Source organism: Prosthecobacter sp., from assembly GCF_044227185.1.
In the GTDB taxonomy this organism is placed as follows: Bacteria; Verrucomicrobiota; Verrucomicrobiia; order Verrucomicrobiales; family Verrucomicrobiaceae; genus Prosthecobacter.
Genome location: NZ_JBGAFO010000009.1, coordinates 190,483 through 209,242, shown reverse-complemented (window position 1 = coordinate 209,242; position 18,760 = coordinate 190,483). Strand labels below are relative to the sequence as shown.

The following is an 18,760-nucleotide window of genomic DNA, read 5'->3' as shown; positions in this document are numbered from 1 at the left end:
CCGCAATTCATCACCACGCTTCCCCGTTCCTTTCCCCATGCCCCGCTCCACCCCCTTTCTCCTCAGTCTCTTCCTCATCCTCGCCTCCGTCCTGCACGCCAAGGAATACGTCCCGGACACCGCCCTGGAGCGCGACCTCCTCGAGTTCATCACCTATGAAATCGAAATCGAAGGCGACACCTGGAAGAAACCCGACCGCTTCCCGCCCCTCGTCTGGGACTCGCCCGACCGCGTGCTCTCCATCATCGGCCAGTGCCCCCTCGTCGTCCGCTGGTTCGACAAAGACCTCAACGAAGTCACCAAGCCCAATGGCAAAGCCCCCTACGTCGCCTACCTCGAAGGCCGCAGCGAGCACGGCCAGCACATCCGCCGCATGGTCACCGCCAGCCCCGGCGGCAAAGCCCTCACCATCTTTCCTCATCCCTCCCATCCCGGCTCCTACGACGAAAATCAATGGCTCCTCGACGAGCAGCAGATCGCCCTCAAACGCAAACTGCTGGGCGTGCAAAAGAAGTTCCCCTCCTTCCAGCCTCCCCGGCAGACCACCGAAAGCGCCCCCACCCTCCGCACCGGCACCGCCGCCGAAGCAGGCTTCAAACCCGAATCTCTCGCCGCCATCCGCAACGCCTGCCGCGAATGGTACGACAGCTCCAAAGAACCCTTCGTCGCCCTCGTCGCCTCCCACGGCGTCATACTCTTTCACGAAGCCTTCGACGATCCCGCCACCGGCGCCACCACCCTCGACACCTCGAAGCACATGGCCTCCATCACCAAAACGATGACCGCCGCCCTCTTCGCCGAATTCATGGACCAGGGTCTGGTAGGTCTCGACGACCCCGTCGGCAGACTCCTCCCAGACTTCCCCGTCGAAGGCCCGAAGGCCTTCACCTGGCGCGCCACCTTCATGCACATCGCCGGCCTCCACATGAAAGCCGGCTCCGGCCGCGAGGTCCATAACGCCTGGAGCGACAACTGGGCCGCCAATCTCCTCCCCTGCATCAAAGTGGGCGTCGAGCACCGCTACAACAACATGGACACCGAGCTCACCGGCAAGGCCATGGAGCTCATCACCGGCAAAAGCGTCCTCCGTCTCATCCAAGACCATCTCTTCACCCCTCTCGGCATGTCCCGCTCCCGCGTCTCCGACGTCTGCCACGGCGCCCAATGCACCGCCCTCGACGTCGCCATCTTCGGCCAGATGCTCCTCAATCAGGGCGCCTATGGAAACACCCGCCTCTTCTCCAAAGACACCTTTCAAAAAATGCTCCCCGTCAGACTCCGCGCCTTCTGGCCCGGCTCCAAATTCGACATCCCCTGGGGCATGGGCCTCACCTATTTCAACGAACGCGATCCCCGCGCCGGCCAGGACGGCGTCCCCGCAAACAAAACCCTCCTCAGCAAAAACACCTTCTGCCACGGCGCCGCCTCCGGCGCCGTCCTCCGCGTCGATCCCGAAAACGAAATCGTCGTCACCCTCGTCCGCGAAAAAAACCTGGAGGGCGACGCCTACAAAACCCATCTCGCCAGATTCCTCCTCGCCATCGATCAAGGCATCATCGACCGCAAACCCTAAAGTAGGCCTCTCGCTCCGCGAGAGAGCCCCAGCGCCTTCGCCAGCCAGGAAAACTCCCAGCCCGCCAAAGCGCATCCACCACCTGCGAAAGCGCATGGCTCATCTCGCGCAGCGAGATGCCCCCTTTACTGACGCCCCCTCTTGGCGGATCGTACCCCCAAGCATCTCATCCCCTCTCCTCCCGTGACCATCTCAGTATTCGGACTCGGCTATGTCGGCGCAGTCACCTCCGGCTGCCTCTCTCAAATCGGACACCCCATCATCGGTGTCGATGTCCACGAGCCCAAAGTCCGCGCCTTCAATGAAGGCCACTCACCCATTGTCGAGCCCGGCCTGGAGGAAATGCTCCAGACCGCCAGCCGCAACGGCCGGCTCCGCGCCACCACGGACACCTCCGAAGCCGTCGCCGCCTCCGCCATCAGCATCGTCTGCGTCGGCACCCCCTCCCTGCCCTCCGGCAGCCTCGATCTCAAATACGTCACCCTCGTCACCCAGCAGATCGCCGCCGCCGTGCGTCAAAAAAACGCGCACCACATCCTGGTATACCGCAGCACCATGCTCCCCGGCAGCACCCGCGCCCTCGTCTCCGCGCACCTCGCGGATCTCGTCCAGTCCGGCCTCCTCCAGGTCTATTACTGCCCCGAGTTCCTGCGCGAGGGCACCGCCGTCGCCGACTTCCGCGAGCCCTCCCTCGTCGTCGTCGGCACCGGGGACGGCCAGCCCCCTCCCAGTCCCGCCATCGTCTCCCTCTTCGGCGGCACCCCCTCCGTCCTCCGCTGGGAGGGCGCCGAGATGATCAAATATACCAGCAACTATTTCCACGCCCTCAAAGTCGGCTTCGCCAACGAGATCGGCCGCCTCTGCAAGCACGTGGACGAAGACGCCCTCCGCGTCATGGACGTCGTCTGCCAGGACACCCGCCTGAACATCTCCCGCTACTACCTCCGCCCCGGCGCCCCCTATGGCGGCTCCTGCCTGCCAAAGGACGTCTCCGCTCTCCGCGCCTTCGCCCGCCAGCAGGGCCTGAACCTCCCCCTCCTGGAAAACACCCAGACCAGCAATGACGCCCATCAGCAGCAGTTCGTGCAGCTCATCGAGCAAAACGGCAAGCGCCGCATCGGCTTCATCGGCCTCGCCTTCAAGGCCGACACCGACGACCTCCGCGGCAGCCCCCTCGTCGCCGCCGCCGAGACCCTCATCGGCCGCGGCTACAGCATCAGCATCTACGATCCCCAGATCAATCTCTCCCGCCTCATCGGCTCAAACGAGCAGCAGATCCAGGCCCGCATGCCTCACCTCGCTCAGCTTCTGAAACCCGCCGTCGAAGAGCTCATCGAAAACTGCGACGTCATCGTCGTCTCCCAGAGATGCGTCCCCGCCTACATCTTCCAGGCCTGCGCCACCCCCGACCACCTCATCATCGACGTCATCGGCTGGGAGCCGCTCAAGTCTCTCCCCTGCCGCTACGAAGGCCTCTGCTGGTAAAAGATAGATGCCTCAGGCTCACGCGCATTCCCCTCCCGCACGGCTGCCTTCCGCTCGCCTTCCCCACTTCAAAAATCAAAAGTCGAAGGCTCATCAACGTGTTCTCCGAAGCTCGCAGAGCGAAGGATGAATCGTCAATCACTCCCGCCCACCGTCACCGCGGGCACGCATGATTGACAACGAATCCACAACACCCTCAGCCATTAGAAACACTGCTTTCCACCCAGGCCACAGCACCGCCCAACACCGATGGCGTCGCCATCCCAGCGTGTAGCGAAAGGGTTGAGCGCAGCGACACCCCTCGTTACGCGCCCCCCTCTCCGCCCGTGCCCTCGCATCGCGGAGCGATGCCAGCACTCCCCATCCATCGCTCCCTTACTCCCCTCCCACTGCTCCCTCCGCCCCCACCGGCAGATGCCGCCTCAGATACTTCGTCATCAGCTCATACAAATGCCGCTGCGTCCCCTTCCCAGTATTGATCGCATGGTCCCGGTTCGGATACGGCATCACCGTGAAATGCTTGTTCTTCATCACCAGCTCATTGATCAGCTTCTCCGTCCCCTGGTAGTGCACATTGTCATCCCCCGTCCCGTGCACAATGAGCAGGTTCCCCTTCAGCGCCCCCGCATGCGTGATGGGTGACCCCTGCTTGTAGCCCTCCGCATTCGCCTTCGGCAGCCCCATGTAGCGCTCCTCATAAATCGAATCATACAGGCTCCGGTCCGCCACCGGCGCCACCGCCATCGCAGTTTGGTACAGATCCGGATAACGAAAAATCGCATCCAGGCTGCTGCTCCCGCCGCCGCTCCAGCCCCAGATCCCCACGCGCTTCCGGTCCAGAAAGCTGAAGCGCTCCAGCAGCGCCCGCGTCGCAGCCGCCTCCTCCTGCGCATTCAGAATGCCCAGCTTCAGGTAAATGCTCTTGCGCCACTCACGTCCGCGCGGGCTCGGCGTGCCGCGCGTGTCCACGCTCGCCACCACATAGCCCTGCTGCGCCAGCATCCAGTGCCACAGCCCGCGCTGCCCGCTCCACGCATCCCTTACCGTCTGCCCCGCCGGCTCTCCATACACATGCATCAGCAGCGGATGACTGCGCGACTTGTCCAAATCCTGCGCCGTGATGCAGTACGCATCGCACGCCACCCCGCCGCCGATGTCCACCCTGAAAAACTCCACCTTCGGCAGCTTCAGCACCGCCAGCTTTTCACGCAGCTTCTCCTGCGTCTTCAGCACACGCACCGTCTGGTGCCCCGGCAGCGTGACAAGCTCCACCACCGGCGGAGAAATCGCCGTCGAATACGTGTGCACCGCCCACTTCCCATCCTCCGTCATCTCATAGCCATGCGTCCCCGCCTGCCCGGCCGGAGACAGCCGCTGCGGCTCCCCGCCATCCACACTCACGCGGTACAAATACCGCTGCGTCGCATTCTCAGGAGACGCAAAGTAGTACAGCCATCCCGTCTTCGCCTCCACATCTCCCACATCGATCACATCAAACTCCCCCTGTGTGATCGCCTTCAGCTCCCCCTTCAGGTTCGCCCGGTAGGCATGCCGCCACCCGCTCCTCTCGCTCAGCCACAGAAAATCATCGCCCATCCAGCGAAAGGGATTCTTATTGTCCACCCACGCCTTGTCGCTTTCCGTCATCACCACCCGCGTCTCGCCCGTCTCCGGGTCCGCGCGCATCACATGCAGCTCGTTCTGCAGCCGGTTAAACTGCTGAAGCAGCACCGCCTTGCCATCAGGCGTCCACTCCGCATGCGGCAGGTAGTGTTCGCGCGCATCACCCGGCACCTTCAGCCACGTCACCTTCCCGCCGCTCGCAGGCACCACCCCCAGCCGCGTCGCCGAGTTCTTCTCCCCCGCCTTCGGATACGAAAAGCTGATCACCCGCGGATACCGCCCATCCGCCTGGTTCACCAGTGTGAAGCGCTTCACATCCTTCGTGTCAAACTGCCACAGCAGCAGCCGCGTTCCATCCGGGCTCCAGCGGAACCCGTCACGCAGCCCCAGCTCCTCCTCGTTCACCCAGTCCGAGCTCCCGTTGATGATCGTCGCGGAGCCATCCGCCGTCAGCGCGGTGATCTTCAGGTCCGCCAGGCTCTGCACCAGCAGGTTGTTCTGGTTCACAAACGCCACCCGGCTGCCATCCGGCGAAAACTTCGCATACATCAGCGTCGCCGGCGCCGCCTCACCACCCAGCTTGCGCAGCGTCTGCCTCGCCACATCCAGCACCCAGTAGTCACCCCGCGTGTTCTTCCGCCACACCTTCCGCGTGTTCGCAAACAGCAGCACCAGCGACTCGTCCGCGGAGAATTCAAAGCTGTCCACTCCCAGCGGCTTCTTCTCACCCTTCGGCGTCAGCACCGCCGCACTCGCCACCATCACCCGCGCGCCGCTGGCCGCATCGTACCGCACCAGGTCCTTTTCCGGCTTGTCCTTGCCATCCTTGTCCTTGCCCGTGGACTCAAGCGCAAAGTAATACGCCCCTGCCTTGCTCCACTGCAGCGCCCCCATCTTCTCCTCCTTGAACTCCTCATCCGTGAAAAGGCTCGCCAGCGTGAGCTCGGCCGGCCCCGCAGTCCCGCCTTTCGCCACCGCAGCCTCCGCGCACACAGCATGCCCCGCCGTCCCCCATGTCACGACCGTCAGCAAAACACAGAACATCCAGTGATTCATAAAATAAAAACAGCAGGCATTAAGCGCCATTCATTCACCACGATCAATCATTGAATCATCGAACCTTGGACAATAAACCGCCCCCTGCATCGAGAAGACCGTGCTCCACAATAGCCCCTTCCTCGCCCCGAAGGCCAAAGGCCTTCCGCATCATAGCGAAGGGTTGCCGAGCCTCAGCGAGGCCACCCTGGTACCGTCCGCATCCCTCCGGTAAGCAAACCGAGCACTCCGCCGCACCACGCCACCCACCAGCAGCGTCTGCACCGTGCCCCGCAGCACACCAGTGCCGCGCCCCCATGAGAACGCCTCGCCGAAAATCGCCCGTAAAATCACCCGTAATGAGATGCCATTCACCCAGACTCTTTTTCCACAGAGACCATTCCCTATTAAGACTTGCACAATAGCCCCTTCCTCGCCCCGAAAGCCAAAGGCCTCCCGCATCATAGCGAAGGGTTGCCGAGCCTCAGCGAGGCCACCCTGGTACCGTCGCCCCCCTCCGGGAAGCAAACCGAGCACTCCGCCGCACCACGCCACCCACCAGCAGCGTCTGCACCGTGCCCCGCAGCACACAACCAGCGTCGCCCGCCCAGTGCGCCCTCCCATCCCAAATCATAAATCGTAAATCGTAAATCATAAATCACACCCCCCCGTCCCTCATCTGTCCATACCGGTGCCGCGTCTCAGACACGCTCTGCTCCCGCAGCCACCGCGTCAGCTCCATCCTCCCCGCACGCAGCACCGGCGCGTGGATCCAGTTCAGCCCCGCGTCCTGCGCCGCCCGCAGCACCTCATCCCCCACCGGCCCCTCCGTCCGCAGAAACTCCGCACCCCTCGCCAGTTCAGGCAGCCGTGCGGTGAACTCCGCATCGCTCTCCTCCTCCCGCACGCTGATCACCAATGCCGCTCCCGTGATCTCCGCCGCGCGCTCCGCCCGTTCAATGCTCACCTCATCCCGCGTCTCCATCCGCAGAATCACACCCCGGCACGCGCGATACCGAAACACATTCGACTCACACCGCAGCGCGGAGGGATCATGCTCTACAGAAAAATAATTTTCCCACACATCCTGGTAGTCCTCCACCCCTTCGCCCGCATCACTCAGGCGGCAGAAGCTCATCACATAGTTCGGCCCGCCCGCCTTCGCCCCGGGGCCGATGCACGACTTCTTCCACCCGCCAAACGGCTGCCGCTGCACGATCGCCCCCGTGATCGCGCGGTTGATGTACAAGTTCCCCGCCTGCGCATGCTCCCGCCACCAGCCCGTCTCCTCCGGGTCCAGTGAGTGAAGTCCCGCCGTCAGCCCAAAGGCCGTGCCATTCTGCCATTCCGTCGCCTGTGCCAGCGACTCCGCACGCATGAGCCCCAGCACCGGGCCAAAACACTCCGTCAGGTGAAACCACGAGCCAGCCCGCACGCCCAGCTTGATCCCCGGCGTCCACGCGCATGGGTCATCCCCCACCTGTCGCGGTTCCAGCAGCCACTCCTCGCCTTCATCCAGCTTCGTCAGTGCCCGTTGCAGGTCCTTCCCCGGTGTCAGCACCAGCGGAGTCACCACGCTGCGCGCATCCGTCGCCGCCCCTGCAGGCAGGCTCGCCGCTGCGTCACGCAGTTGCCGGCGGAAGACCGGATCATCATACACCTCCGCTTCCAGAATGCCCAGGCTCGCCGCGCTGCACTTCTGCCCCGAGTGCCCGAAAGCAGAACGCACCAGGTCCTTGATCGCCAGTTCACGGTCCGCCTGCGCCGTGATGATCAGCGCATTTTTCCCGCTCGTCTCCGCCAGCAGCGGCAGCCCGGGCCGCCACGTTTGGAACTTGCGCGCCGTTTCATAGCTCCCCGTCAGCACCACGCAGGAAATGCGTGCATCAGTGATCAGCTTCGTCCCCAGGCTGTTGTCACACGGAAAAAACTGCAGCACCTCCCGCGGCACTCCTGCCGCCCAAAGCTGCCGCGCCAGCAGCCACGCCGTCTGCACCGTCGCATGCGCCGGCTTGAAGACCACGCTGTTCCCCGCCATCAGCGCCGCACACACCCCGCCCGCCGGAATCGCATACGGGAAATTCCACGGCGAGACCACCGCCACCACCCCCACAGCCTCCGCCTTCACACCTTCGGGCGCCGCGCCCGTGCGCGCGTAGTAGCGTGCAAAGTCAATCGCCTCCGAAACCTCACCATCGGCATCCGGAGTTGCCTTTCGGCCATCCACCCGCATGCAGGCCAGCGCCGTAAATCGCTCTGCAGACATCAGATCAGCCGCTCGGTTCAGGATCTTCGCACGTCCCGCCACCCCCAGCGCCTCCCACCCCGCCTGTGCCTTCACCGCCGTTTGCAGCACCTCCTCCAGCTCCGGCAGCGGCGGCAGTTCCGCAGGCTGCCAGTTTTTCACGGCTTCATTCAGCGCCGCGCGCGTCGCCGCCTGGGTCCAGTCAGAGTCCGGCTCATTTTCAAACTTCACCGCTTTCCCAGGCTGCACCGCCGGCGCCTTGCGGCGCGGCTCACAGCTCACCGCTCCGCGCTCCTTCCATCCTCGCTCAAATCGCGCACGCTGCTCCTCCCATTCCACAGACCCGGGCCGCATCGCAAACATCCCGCGCAGAAAGTTCTCCGGCGCCGTATTCTCATCCAGCCGCCTCACCAGGTACGCCATCGCGCTGAGAAAATCATCGTGCTGCACCGCTGGCGCATACAGCAGCAGCCCGCCCGCCGCATCCCGCACCGCACGCGCCTGGTGGTTCGCCATGCCTTCCAGCATCTCGATCTCCACGCGGTCGCCCACGCCATGCCTCTCCCGCAGCGTCAGCGCCAGCGCCACATCAAACAGGTTGTGCGTCGCCACTCCCAGCCTCACCGCCGCCGCATGCTCCGGCTGGCAGCCATACTCCAGCAGCCGGCGGAAGTTCGCATCCGTCTCGGCCTTCGTCGCATAGGGCGCCTGCTCCCACCCATGCATCTCCGCTTCCACGGCTTCCATCGCCAGGTTGGCCCCCTTCACCAGCCGGATCTTGATCGGCGCTCCGCCACCAGCCACACGCCTGCATGCCCACTCCGTCAGCTCCCGCTGCGCCGCTCCAGAGTCCGGCAGGTATCCCTGCAGCGCGATCCCCGCGGAAAAGCGGTGAAACTCCGGCTCATCCAGCACTCCACGAAACGCCTCCACCGTCAGCGCCAGATCACGATACTCCTCCATGTCCAGGTTCACCCACTTCCCATCCTTCGCCGCCGCCCGGTAAATCCTCCGCAGCCGCTTCTTGATCTCCTCCAGCGTCTCATCCCAGGCGATCAGATTGATCTGGCTGAAGATCGCGGAAATCTTCACCGACATGTACCTCACCAGCGGATCCGCCAGATGCTCCAGCACCGCCTCCAGCCGCCTCTCCGCCTCCGCTTCTCCCAGCACCGCCTCGCCCAGGTGGTTGAGGTTGATGCGGAACCCCTGCGCCGTCCTTGTGCTCAGGTATTCCCTCAGCGGCTCCCGCTCTCCCTCCAGGATCACCCGCTCACTGTCCTTCCGCATCCGCTTCGCCACCGCCTTCATCACCACTCCTGGCAGCACCAGGCTTCCCGCCGCGCCCAGCCCCATCAGCACCCGGTCCGCCAGCGGCGGGTACTGCGGCACCCCATGCCTCCGCAGCAGGCTGCGCCAGCGCCTCGCCTCCGCCGCGGGGTCATGACTGCGAAACACTTCATCCACCATCGCAAACGTCAAAGCCCGCCCCGCCGGATCATTCATCAGCCGCCCCAGCTTTGCCGCTTCAGCCTGTTCCGTGCCTGTCTGCTGGCTCAGCGCCGCGCTCAGCAGGCATTCGGCCATCGTCGCCACACGTTCCAGAAACACCTCTTCAGAAGCCCCTTCGTCAGATTTGGAAAAAGACGAAGCAAGCTGCGGCCGCCCCGGTGGATTGACAGTGCTGTTCATAACTCCATTCTACTTTTCAATATAGCACAGGTCGTGGCGATATTCCCGCAAACCAATGCGGAAAAAATACAAATATCTGCCTTGATATCGCCACCTCCGCCACCCCATCATCATCACGCGCCCGCACCCAGATCTTCCCCGCCTGCCATGCCCTCCAGGTCCGCTCCCACACGCCCTCGCAGCCGGCGCGATGCCATTCTCTCCAGCGCCCCCGGACTCGCGGCCGCCGAAACACTTTTTGACAGCATCGGCGACGTTCTCTTCTGCGTGAAGGACCGCGGCCGTTGCTACGTCGCCGCCAATGAAGCCTTCATCCACCGCGCCGGATTGCGCCACCGCTCGGAGCTCCTGGGCCGCACCGCGCATGAGATCTTCCCTGCCATCCTCGCCGCCGGCTATGAACAGCAGGACGACGAAGTCTTTGCCACCGGTGTCAACGTGCATGACCGTCTCGAAATGATCACCCGGGCCGACGGCGGCATCGGCTGGTTCGTCTCTCAAAAAGTCGCGGTAAAAAATGCCTCCGGCGAGGTGGTTGCGCTCGCGGGCATCTCGCGCGACCTCCACCGTCCTGCCGCTCACGGCGCGGAGCTCGGCACCCTCGCCGCCGTCCTTGAAACTCTGCATCGCGACTGCGCCAAACCTTTGCGCATCGAGTCCCTGGCCAAAAAATCCGGCCTCTCATGGAGCCAGTTTCAGCGCCGCGTTCGTGCCATCACCGGCCTCACCCCTCGCCAGGTGCTCACCAAGTCCCGCATCGAGGCCGCCGCGCAGATGCTGCGCTCTTCGAATGACGCCTTGTCCGCAGTCGCCTTCGACTGCGGCTTCTACGATCAGGCCGCCTTCAGCCGTCAGTTCCGCTCCGCCACCGGCCTCTCTCCAGGCGAGTACCGCAAGGCCTTTCACACCGCCGGCTGACCTCATCTTCCCAATCGCCCAGTTCTTCGCTGACACCTGCAGAATCACCATCCTCATACCACACATCGATAACACACGTCCATTCTCGCACCAACCATTCAACCTCCCACAGCCCACCAGCCCCAAAGGGGCGTCGGACTCAGCCCAGGGCGCAGCGAGGCACGAGCAAGCCCTGGGTTCACCCAAACAAAAAAGAACAATCCGGAGAAGCAAACCCACCACTCCGCCACGTCACACCGGGTTCCAGCAGCGTTCGCCATGCGCCCCGCCACGCCTCCGCGTCGCAAGCATCCATCTCCCTCATCTCAGGGTTTGTTGTCCCCAAAAAACTCCGCCGCTCATGCCAAGCCGCCAGTAACTCAACCCCCTTCTCAACCGCACTTGGTATGACACTACACACGACGGCTCAGTCTTGAAGGCCAACGGCCTTCTGTAATGCAGCCCAGGGGTGCCGAGCCTTAGCGAGTGCTCCCCTGGGTTGCCGCAGGCAATCCGGGAGCGAACCCATCACCTTCTTCGCGCGGCCCGTCTTCCAGAGGCGTCTCCCGGCCATGACGCCTCGTACCGCTCGTGCCTCCGCCACACCTCACGCCGCACAATCACCGCACCGCCATCCACGATCCGCTTTCTGAACGATCGCGTCACCGCTTCTCCAGCCCCAACGTACCAAGGTCTCCGACACGAAATCGAGCCCAATCGCTGAAGCCCCCATCTCCGGATGCCTGATCGTTTCATCATCACGAAAATATACTTTCGCGCCTCCCTGAAGTTATTTCAACACTCCCAAAACACCCGCGTCGAATTCATTGGCGCGGCAATCAAGCTTGCAGCGCCGGATCACTCAAGATCCTCGCTGTGAATGCGTCCGCCAGTGCTGCCGACGTCGATCAGTGATTAACAACATCACTCACAAAACAAACCACCATTATGAAACTCACACCCACGCATCTGCTCGGCGGTATCCTCGCTGCCTCCTGCGCCTTCGCTCAAGTTCATGGCGCCCCTCCCGCCAGCCAGGAGCTGGCTCCCATGGTCATTCAAGGAAATGCTCATGGCATCCCCCAGGCCACCGGAGAAGTGGACACCCCCAAGAACACCTTCTCCGAGCTCATCGAGACCGAGGTGCTCAACTACCAGAATGAAAAGCTCGGCCGCATCAAGGCCGTCACCGCTGACCTCGAACAGGGACGTCTGGTTGAGGTGCTCGTCTCCACCCGCAGCGGCATGCTTGGCCTCCATGAAACCCTCACCCCCGTGCCTCCTTCGCTCGTCACCGCGGATCCCCGCCATGACGTCACCCGCATCAACATCAGCAAGGCCCGCTTCGACGCCGCCCCCAAGCTTCCCCGGGCCAATGCCGCCTCCTACTCGCAGCTCGATCGCGCCATCGCCTCCAGCCGCTACTTTGGCGTTCAGCCCTGGTTTGCGCGCACCGGCCTGGGCTACGTCCAGACCACCGCTGACCTCGCGTTGATGCAGATCAAAAACACGCAGGGGCATTACCTTGGCAAAGTCGGCCTGGTGCTGATGGACCTGCCCTCCTCGCGCATCACCAAAATCGTGGACGACACCGAATCCATGGACGGCAATGGCAGCCACTTCCTGCCCGTTGGCGCCCTTCATTACAATGCCAGACACAGCGGCCTCGTGCTCAACAGCACCTTTGCCCAGATCAAAGACCAGGCGCATTTCCGCTGGGTCCACGGCAACGGCGATGACACCACCTTCTTGGAACAGACCAATGCCGCCCATGCCGCCTCGGCGGTTCAGACCCGCACGGTGAGCGCACCGGTCACGACAAGAAGTTCCATCGCGGCCACCCCGCGCACCACGGTTCGCAAAGCCATCGTGGCCGGCCGCCCTGCCGGCAGATCCTCGACGCGAAATGTCGCGGCCGAATAATCGCTCCGCCTCTTCGTTTAACGGCCCTGACACACCTCCCGGGTGTCAGGGCCTTTTTTTCTTATTGATGGTTGCGCAATAGACTGACATTCCTGCCTTGAAGGCCAACGGCCTTCCGTATCATAGCGAAGGGTTGCCGAGCCTCGGCGAGGTTACCCTGGTACGGGGTGCATCCCTCAGGAAAGCAAACCCAGCGCCTTCTTGACACACCGCGCCCTCCAGCAGCGTCTGCCTCGCCATTCCGCCACGCAGTCGCTGCGTCCCCGCATCATCCCCTCACGCGAACTCGGATCGTGTCAGCCTATTGCACAAGCCTCAATAAATAGCAGCCGCGCACCAGGCGTCGCTCCCTCAGGTAAAGGTGAATCTCACAAGGCCGCGCCCTCCTGCCACCACGATGAAATGGCAGGAGCTGTCGGCAGCAATGCACATCCGGCATTCCTCGCTGGATGAACCCAATCTCCCGCCTCGCCTCATGATTCTTGACGCCTCATGCCATCTCGAATACGAAACTTCGGAGGAAGTCTCGGCCATCTTCATGCTCCGCCCCCGCAGTGGCTGGGCCCAGTGGATCATGCAGGAGGACTTTGTCCTCAAGCCCCGCGTCCCTGTCGTCGAATACACGGACCTCTACGGCAACATCTGCCAGCGCCTCATCATGCCCAGGGGCAGCTTCCACTTCTCCATGAGATGCCGCGCCTGGGCGCCCAATGATCTCGACAGCGATCCCCTCGCCACCCTCCAGACCGTCGCCCAGCTTCCCGTGGATCTTCTCCACTACCTCCTGCCCAGCCGCTACTGCCAGTCGGACAAGCTCGGCGCCATCGCCTCCTCCATCATCGGCACCACTCCCCGCACTCACCATCAGATCATGCGCATCCGCACCTGGATCCATGAAAACATCACGTATGCGCGCGGCTCCAGCGACTCCTCCACCTCCGCCCTGGAGACCGTGAACACACGCCGCGGCGTCTGCCGTGACTTCGCCCATCTCGGCATCGCCCTTTGCCGTGCCATCAATGTCCCCGCCCGCATGGTGGTGGGCTTCGTTCACAGGCTTGATCCCATGGACCTCCACGCCTGGTTTGAAGCCTACATCGGCGGCCGCTGGTACACCTTTGACGCCACCGAGGACAAGCCCGGTGGCGGACGCATCGTCGTGGCCTATGGCCGCGATGCCGCGGACGTCGCCCTCGCCTCGATGTTTGGCAGTTTCACCTGCACCCGCATGCACGTCACCGTCGAGCACGTGGTGGAGGCCGGAGATTAGTTCATGCCCCTCTTATGTCCTACTGCCTCGGCATCAATACTGCGGACGGCCTCGTCCTCGCCTCGGACTCACGCACCAGCTCCGGCGCGGATCAGGTGAACATCTGCCAGAAGATGCATCAGTTCGTCATTCCCGGAGAGCGCATCTTCGTCATTCTCACCACCGGCAGCCTTTCGCTCAGCCAGTCCGTCATCACCCTCCTGCGCCAGGATTTCCACGCCGGCCGCGGCCTCGCCTCAGCCGAAAACATGTATGAGGCCGCGCGCGTTCTGGGAGACAAGGTGCGACACATCGCCGCCATCGACCGCGAGGCTCTCGAAAAGGACAGCTTCCGCTTCAACGTCCACCTCCTCCTCGGCGGCCAGATCAAGGGCCAGCCCCACGAGCTCTACATGGTCTATCCCCAGGGCAATCCCATCCGCTCCACCCCGGACTCCCCCTACCTCCAGATCGGCGAGAGCAAATACGGCAGGCCCATCCTCGACCGCGGCATCAGCCATCACCATACCACGATCCACCAGTCCGCCAAATACGCCCTTCTCTCCCTGGAGGCCACCATGCGCTCCAACGCCACCGTCGGCCCGCCGGTGGACATCCTCCTCTACAACCGCGACGACCTCCGCGTCTCCCACTACCGCCGCTTCTACAGCCAGGACCCCGACCTCATCGAGATTCATAACTCCTGGGAAAAAGCCCTGCGCAACGCCGTCCATCAGCTTCCCGATCTGCGCTTTGACGGCGGAGACATCAGCCCCGGCATCGAGCCGCCCATCTGGCAGGGACCTCTCGAACCCGGTTAAGTTAAGGCTGGCTCGCCACCGGCTTCGCGGGCCGGGAGGCATTGTCCATCGGCCAGTCATCCGTCCGAAACGGCGCCGCGGGCAGCCCGCTGCCATTGACCAGGTTCACCTCCGGATTGTTCGCCCACGCATACCGCACCGCCACCGGCTTCGGAACCGCGGGGCTCGAAACAACGACCGTCTTGCCATCGATCCGCGCCTCCGCCCACTGCCAGTGCTTGGATTCATCCGCGATGGCAAACCCCTTCACCGCCATTCCACCGTCAGTCGTCTTCAGCCCGTTCGCATGCTTCAGGTGTATCACCACTTCGCTGCCCTGGATCACATGGCTCTCATACACCGGCCCGCTCCATTCGATCTTCTCTCCATACACCTTCGCCCGCGCCCACAGCGCCAGCCGGTGGCCGATCTCCTGCTTATTGGCCGGATGGATGTTGTCCGCGTCCCCGATGTCCAGGTTCACCGTCATTCCCGTGTTCGGCACGGCCAGCGCCTTCGTCTGCGCCTCGCGCAGCCGCGCCCAGGTGGATGGCGCATCAGGAGCGCTCTCACGCTTTTGAAAATTCGGAAGCTGCACCCACGCAAAAGGCATCTCCGCCCCCCACCGCGCCCGCCAGTCCCGGATCATCAGCGGCAGTTGCACCGCATACAGCGGCCCGTTCCCCGCGTTCGACTCTCCCTGATACCAGATCACACCACGCACCGCAAAGGGGATGAGCGGCGCAATCTTCCCGTTGAACAGGTTCCCCGGCCGGTTCGCATGCAGCGGATCGCTGCCCACATACGCGGGCCGTGGCGGCGGAGTCTGCTTGCCCGCCAGCGCCGCCTTCGCGGCCTCCTGCCACTGCTTCCTCGCCTCCTCGTTCTTCACCCGGTTCTCCGGCTGCTCAAACAACGCCACATCCTTCTCCCACCGTTTCAGCAGCGGCTGCAGCGCCGGCTCCTTCTCCATCGCCTCCAGGCTCGTCCACGACTCAATCGCCGTCCCTCCCACCGCTGATTCGATCAGCCCCACCGGCACCTTCAAATCCTGCTGCAGCTCCCTCCCAAAAAAGTACGCCGCCGCCGAAAAATTCGGCACCGTCTTTGGCGAGCACACCTGCCACACCCCCTGCCCCTGTTCCTGGGGGGTCGTCGCCGTAAACGACTGCATGAAAAACATCCGGATCAAGGGAAACTTCGCCTCGGCCGCCACTTTTGCCGAATCCGACACACTTCTCACCTGCATTGCCATGTTCGATTGTCCCGAGCAAAACCACACTTCCCCTACGACCACGTCCCGAATCACCTCCGTACTCTGCCCCGAAACCCGCAAAATCTGCCCCTCCCCCGACCCCTTCAGCGGATCCAGCGTCACCTTCCACCTTCCCTCCTTGTCCGCCTTCGTCGTCTTCGTCTGATCCGAAAACTTCACGTTGATCTCCTGCCCCGGTTCAGCCCATCCCCATACGGGAATCGGACGGTCACGCTGCAGCACCATGTGGTCTTTGAAAACAGCCGGCAGCGTCACAGCGCCGCCCACGCCAGACGCGAGACCGCTGGCAAACAATAAAAGCGCAAACGTTCTCATGGCAGGAGGGTGGCTGATTTGTCGGTTCTGACGAAAACTGTCTCAAGTCAGCAAGCGTCGTTTGCATCACTCGCCGATCGTGGGATTGTCGATCCCCAGGGCCTCGGCAAGGTCCATGAAATGCTCCTGCTCCTGGGCGATGATCTTGCGCAGCACTTCGCTCAACGCGTACTCGCCCATGGCCTCCGCCTGGCGGATTCGCTGGCGATAGTTGCGAATGGTCTGCATCTCGTTCTCCAGGTCAAACTTCAGCATGTCCTCCGCCTTGTCGGACACCTTCACCTCCTTGGGAGTGGTCGTCGGAGTGCCGTTGAAATAGTCGATCTGCTTGGCGATCTGCAGGGCATGACTCAGCTCCTCGGCTGCATGCAGGGCCAGTTCGCCAGCGATGTCCTGATAAGCCGCGCCTTTGATCGTCTGGCTGTAAACCGTATAGGCTATGATGGCCTGATATTCACGTGAGAGATCCTCGTTCAAAAGGTCGATCATTTCCTCTCGGGTGGGTGTTTTAGCGGGCGTATTCATGGTTGGTGGTGTTCCTAAAAGCCATCGCATTCCCGCTGTCTCATGGATGTGGCAAGTTGCCGCGGCCGGCTCTCATTTTCAGAAACGCACAGCCACTTCGGAGAGTTCCGGCGAACTGAGGGCATGAACACCATCCTCTTAATCATCCTTATCCTCCTGTTGCTGGGGGCGCTTCCCACCTGGCCGCACAGCCGCAACTGGGGCTACGCTCCCAGCGGCGGCATCGGCCTGGTCCTCACCATCCTCATCATCCTGATTCTTTTCGGCGTCATCTGACGTGCTTCCCGCTCCACCCATGCGCGGGCACCCGCGGCACGACTGCATGAAATGAATGATGAAATCTTTCTTCCAGCTCCTGAAAGAGACCATGACCGCGTGGAGTGCGCACAAGGCTCCCAAGATGGGCGCCGCACTGGCCTATTACACCACCTTTTCCATGGCGCCGCTGATCATGCTCACCGTGGGCGGAGTGGGTCTGGTGGTGGAAAAAAATGACGCGCGTGCGGCGGTTGTTTCGGAGCTGACAGGGCTGATAGGAAAAGAGGGAGGGGTCATCGCCGAGGCCATCCTCACGAGCTCCGCACGGCAGCAGACAGGCCTTTGGGCCACCCTTGTGGGCCTGGTGGTGCTGTTTGTGGGTGCATCTGGAGTATTCGCGGAGCTTCAGGACTCCTTGAACACGATCTGGGAGGTGCCACCGCGCGCGCGCGCCTGGCACGCGCTCATTCGTGAGCGGCTGCTTTCTTTCGCCATGGTTTTCGTGCTCGGCTTTCTCATGCTGGTGTCTCTGCTGCTTTCCGCCGGCATTGCCGCGCTGAGTGCGGGCATGAAAGGTTGGGCGCCGGCTTTTGGCATTGTTTGGGAGGGTGCGAACGCCTTCGTCTCCTTCTTCGTCATGACGGCTCTCTTCGCCGCCATCTACCGTTTCCTGCCGGATGTGCGGATCGCCTGGCGGGACGTCTGGACGGGCGCGGTGATGACCACGCTTCTGTTCATTCTCGGAAAGTACGTGCTCGGCTTCTACATCGCTCGCAGCGCGTTTGCTTCCATGTATGGAGCCGTTGGCTCTCTCGTGGTCCTTCTGGCCTGGGTGTTCTATTCCGCGCAGATCTTCTTCTTTGGCGCTGAGTTTACCCGCGTGTTCGCCCATCGAAACGGCAGCCACAGCGGACATCCTGCCGTCTGACCTCGGGCTTTGCCTGACCCATCCCTCAAGCCATGCCCTGAAACGCGGAGGAACCACCATCGGCGATAAGCTTATGCACGCCGGTTCACTTTCATTCGGCCCCGTAAAGCCAACGGCTCCCTTTCCAGGCCATTCAGGCCGCGCGCATTCATCCAACCCACCACACCCATGAAACTAAACCTGCACACCCTCCTCCTCATCCCGCTCCTGTCGATCGGCCTTGCGGCCTGCAACAAGGACTCCGGCACCAAGACGCGGGAAGAAATCCGTGAAAACCACGAGAAAGCCCGTGAGGCAGCCACAGACTCCCCCGGCACCTTGAAGATCAAGGGTAACTGGAACGAGCTCAAAGGCAAGCTGAAGCAAAAGTACGGACAGCTTACCGACGACGATGTCGTGTATGAAAAGGGCAAAGAAGACGAGCTCTACGGCCGCCTCCAAAAGCGCCTCGGGAAGTCCCGCGAGGAAGTGGACCGCATTCTCAACGACCTGTAAATCATCTGCGGTTGATCCCCGAGTTCGAAGGGCGGAGGCTTCCAGTTTTCCGCCCTTCTTCTTTTACCGGAAGCTCCCAGGCCACTGCAGCTTCACCAGCCGCAGGGCCGCCAAGGAGAAACCGCGTTTTACAGACCAAACACGAGCCAGAGCATCAGATGCATCAGGCCGACGTACACGAGCCAGGTCTGCGCCAGTCCGTAGGTAAGACTGCCGCTGGTTTCACTGGGGGTGTCGCCGCTGCGGCCAAACCAGCGGTTCTGATTTTTGAACAGCAGAATGCCAGCCGGAATCAGGACTATGAGGCCAAACACGCCGATGAATTTCAGGACGAGCTGGCCTTCGGAGGACATGGTGGCAAACAAGGGAGCAAGGTGAGGGTTCATGGCCACCATCCTCGCATCAGCCCCGGAAGCGGCCAGATACAGATGGTGGAAATGA

The 18,760-nt window shown here is 62.7% G+C and carries 14 protein-coding genes; 9 read left to right on the top strand and 5 right to left on the bottom strand.

Features of this window, described 5'->3' with window-relative positions; translation table 11 throughout:
* Positions 1 to 37 precede the first annotated feature (37 nt).
* Complete coding sequence (locus tag ACILSQ_RS21135; RefSeq protein WP_395745647.1) at positions 38 to 1,573, top strand: serine hydrolase domain-containing protein; 1,536 nt, start codon at positions 38 to 40, stop codon at positions 1,571 to 1,573.
* A gap of 183 nt (positions 1,574 to 1,756) precedes the next feature.
* Complete coding sequence (locus ACILSQ_RS21130; RefSeq protein ID WP_395745646.1) at positions 1,757 to 3,058, top strand: nucleotide sugar dehydrogenase; 1,302 nt, start codon at positions 1,757 to 1,759, stop codon at positions 3,056 to 3,058.
* Between the two features lie 375 nt (positions 3,059 to 3,433).
* On the opposite strand, the gene ACILSQ_RS21125 is transcribed toward ACILSQ_RS21130, so the two are convergent.
* The gene (locus ACILSQ_RS21125; protein WP_395745645.1) at positions 3,434 to 5,737 is read right to left on the bottom strand and encodes a S9 family peptidase; all 2,304 of its coding nucleotides are present in this window, start codon (positions 5,735 to 5,737) and stop codon (positions 3,434 to 3,436) included.
* A gap of 637 nt (positions 5,738 to 6,374) precedes the next feature.
* Positions 6,375 to 9,653, bottom strand: coding sequence for a bifunctional proline dehydrogenase/L-glutamate gamma-semialdehyde dehydrogenase (locus ACILSQ_RS21120; RefSeq protein WP_395745644.1), 3,279 nt, complete (start codon positions 9,651 to 9,653; stop codon positions 6,375 to 6,377).
* Between the two features lie 147 nt (positions 9,654 to 9,800).
* On the opposite strand from ACILSQ_RS21120, the gene ACILSQ_RS21115 reads away from it, so the two are divergent.
* The 4 genes from ACILSQ_RS21115 (at position 9,801) to ACILSQ_RS21100 (ending at position 14,543) form a co-directional block, all read left to right on the top strand.
* Positions 9,801 to 10,571: a helix-turn-helix domain-containing protein gene (locus tag ACILSQ_RS21115; protein WP_395745643.1), complete on the top strand. Its 771-nt coding sequence runs from the start codon at positions 9,801 to 9,803 to the stop codon at positions 10,569 to 10,571.
* Positions 10,572 to 11,498: 927 nt separating this feature from the next.
* Complete coding sequence (locus ACILSQ_RS21110; protein WP_395745642.1) at positions 11,499 to 12,473, top strand: PRC-barrel domain-containing protein; 975 nt, start codon at positions 11,499 to 11,501, stop codon at positions 12,471 to 12,473.
* A 475-nt stretch (positions 12,474 to 12,948) separates the two neighbouring features.
* Positions 12,949 to 13,743 (top strand): transglutaminase family protein, encoded by a 795-nt coding sequence (locus tag ACILSQ_RS21105; protein WP_395745641.1) that lies wholly within the window; start codon positions 12,949 to 12,951, stop codon positions 13,741 to 13,743.
* Positions 13,744 to 13,757: 14 nt separating this feature from the next.
* On the top strand, positions 13,758 to 14,543 hold the full coding sequence (locus ACILSQ_RS21100; RefSeq protein WP_395745640.1) for a peptidase: 786 nt from the start codon (positions 13,758 to 13,760) through the stop codon (positions 14,541 to 14,543).
* A gap of 1 nt (position 14,544) precedes the next feature.
* Here ACILSQ_RS21100 and ACILSQ_RS21095 read toward each other — a convergent pair whose 3' ends face one another.
* Positions 14,545 to 16,113 (bottom strand): sialate O-acetylesterase, encoded by a 1,569-nt coding sequence (locus tag ACILSQ_RS21095; RefSeq protein ID WP_395745639.1) that lies wholly within the window; start codon positions 16,111 to 16,113, stop codon positions 14,545 to 14,547.
* Positions 16,114 to 16,179: 66 nt separating this feature from the next.
* Positions 16,180 to 16,638, bottom strand: a complete 459-nt coding sequence (locus ACILSQ_RS21090; protein ID WP_395745638.1) for a bacterioferritin — start codon at positions 16,636 to 16,638, stop codon at positions 16,180 to 16,182.
* A 123-nt stretch (positions 16,639 to 16,761) separates the two neighbouring features.
* On the opposite strand from ACILSQ_RS21090, the gene ACILSQ_RS21085 reads away from it, so the two are divergent.
* The 3 genes from ACILSQ_RS21085 (at position 16,762) to ACILSQ_RS21075 (ending at position 18,319) form a co-directional block, all read left to right on the top strand.
* Positions 16,762 to 16,914, top strand: a complete 153-nt coding sequence (locus ACILSQ_RS21085) for a DUF3309 domain-containing protein (protein WP_395745637.1) — start codon at positions 16,762 to 16,764, stop codon at positions 16,912 to 16,914.
* 58 nt (positions 16,915 to 16,972) lie between these two features.
* The gene (locus ACILSQ_RS21080) at positions 16,973 to 17,824 is read left to right on the top strand and encodes a YihY/virulence factor BrkB family protein (protein ID WP_395745636.1); all 852 of its coding nucleotides are present in this window, start codon (positions 16,973 to 16,975) and stop codon (positions 17,822 to 17,824) included.
* A gap of 318 nt (positions 17,825 to 18,142) precedes the next feature.
* Positions 18,143 to 18,319 carry a CsbD family protein gene (locus ACILSQ_RS21075; RefSeq protein WP_395745776.1) on the top strand — a complete coding sequence of 59 codons (177 nt, stop codon included), beginning with the start codon at positions 18,143 to 18,145 and terminating at the stop codon, positions 18,317 to 18,319.
* A gap of 128 nt (positions 18,320 to 18,447) precedes the next feature.
* On the opposite strand, the gene ACILSQ_RS21070 is transcribed toward ACILSQ_RS21075, so the two are convergent.
* The gene (locus tag ACILSQ_RS21070) at positions 18,448 to 18,705 is read right to left on the bottom strand and encodes a hypothetical protein (RefSeq protein WP_395745635.1); all 258 of its coding nucleotides are present in this window, start codon (positions 18,703 to 18,705) and stop codon (positions 18,448 to 18,450) included.
* Positions 18,706 to 18,760: the final 55 nt, after the last annotated feature.

Coding starts and splice junctions, on each gene's coding strand:
- ACILSQ_RS21090 (WP_395745638.1), bottom strand. CDS start 16,638: ATGAATACGCCCGCTAAAACACCCACCCGAGAGGAAATGATCGACCTT.
- ACILSQ_RS21125 (WP_395745645.1), bottom strand. CDS start 5,737: ATGAATCACTGGATGTTCTGTGTTTTGCTGACGGTCGTGACATGGGGG.
- ACILSQ_RS21085 (WP_395745637.1), top strand. CDS start 16,762: ATGAACACCATCCTCTTAATCATCCTTATCCTCCTGTTGCTGGGGGCG.
- ACILSQ_RS21135 (WP_395745647.1), top strand. CDS start 38: ATGCCCCGCTCCACCCCCTTTCTCCTCAGTCTCTTCCTCATCCTCGCC.
- ACILSQ_RS21095 (WP_395745639.1), bottom strand. CDS start 16,113: ATGAGAACGTTTGCGCTTTTATTGTTTGCCAGCGGTCTCGCGTCTGGC.
- ACILSQ_RS21105 (WP_395745641.1), top strand. CDS start 12,949: ATGATTCTTGACGCCTCATGCCATCTCGAATACGAAACTTCGGAGGAA.
- ACILSQ_RS21070 (WP_395745635.1), bottom strand. CDS start 18,705: ATGAACCCTCACCTTGCTCCCTTGTTTGCCACCATGTCCTCCGAAGGC.
- ACILSQ_RS21110 (WP_395745642.1), top strand. CDS start 11,499: ATGAAACTCACACCCACGCATCTGCTCGGCGGTATCCTCGCTGCCTCC.
- ACILSQ_RS21115 (WP_395745643.1), top strand. CDS start 9,801: ATGCCCTCCAGGTCCGCTCCCACACGCCCTCGCAGCCGGCGCGATGCC.
- ACILSQ_RS21100 (WP_395745640.1), top strand. CDS start 13,758: ATGTCCTACTGCCTCGGCATCAATACTGCGGACGGCCTCGTCCTCGCC.
- ACILSQ_RS21080 (WP_395745636.1), top strand. CDS start 16,973: ATGAAATCTTTCTTCCAGCTCCTGAAAGAGACCATGACCGCGTGGAGT.
- ACILSQ_RS21120 (WP_395745644.1), bottom strand. CDS start 9,653: ATGAACAGCACTGTCAATCCACCGGGGCGGCCGCAGCTTGCTTCGTCT.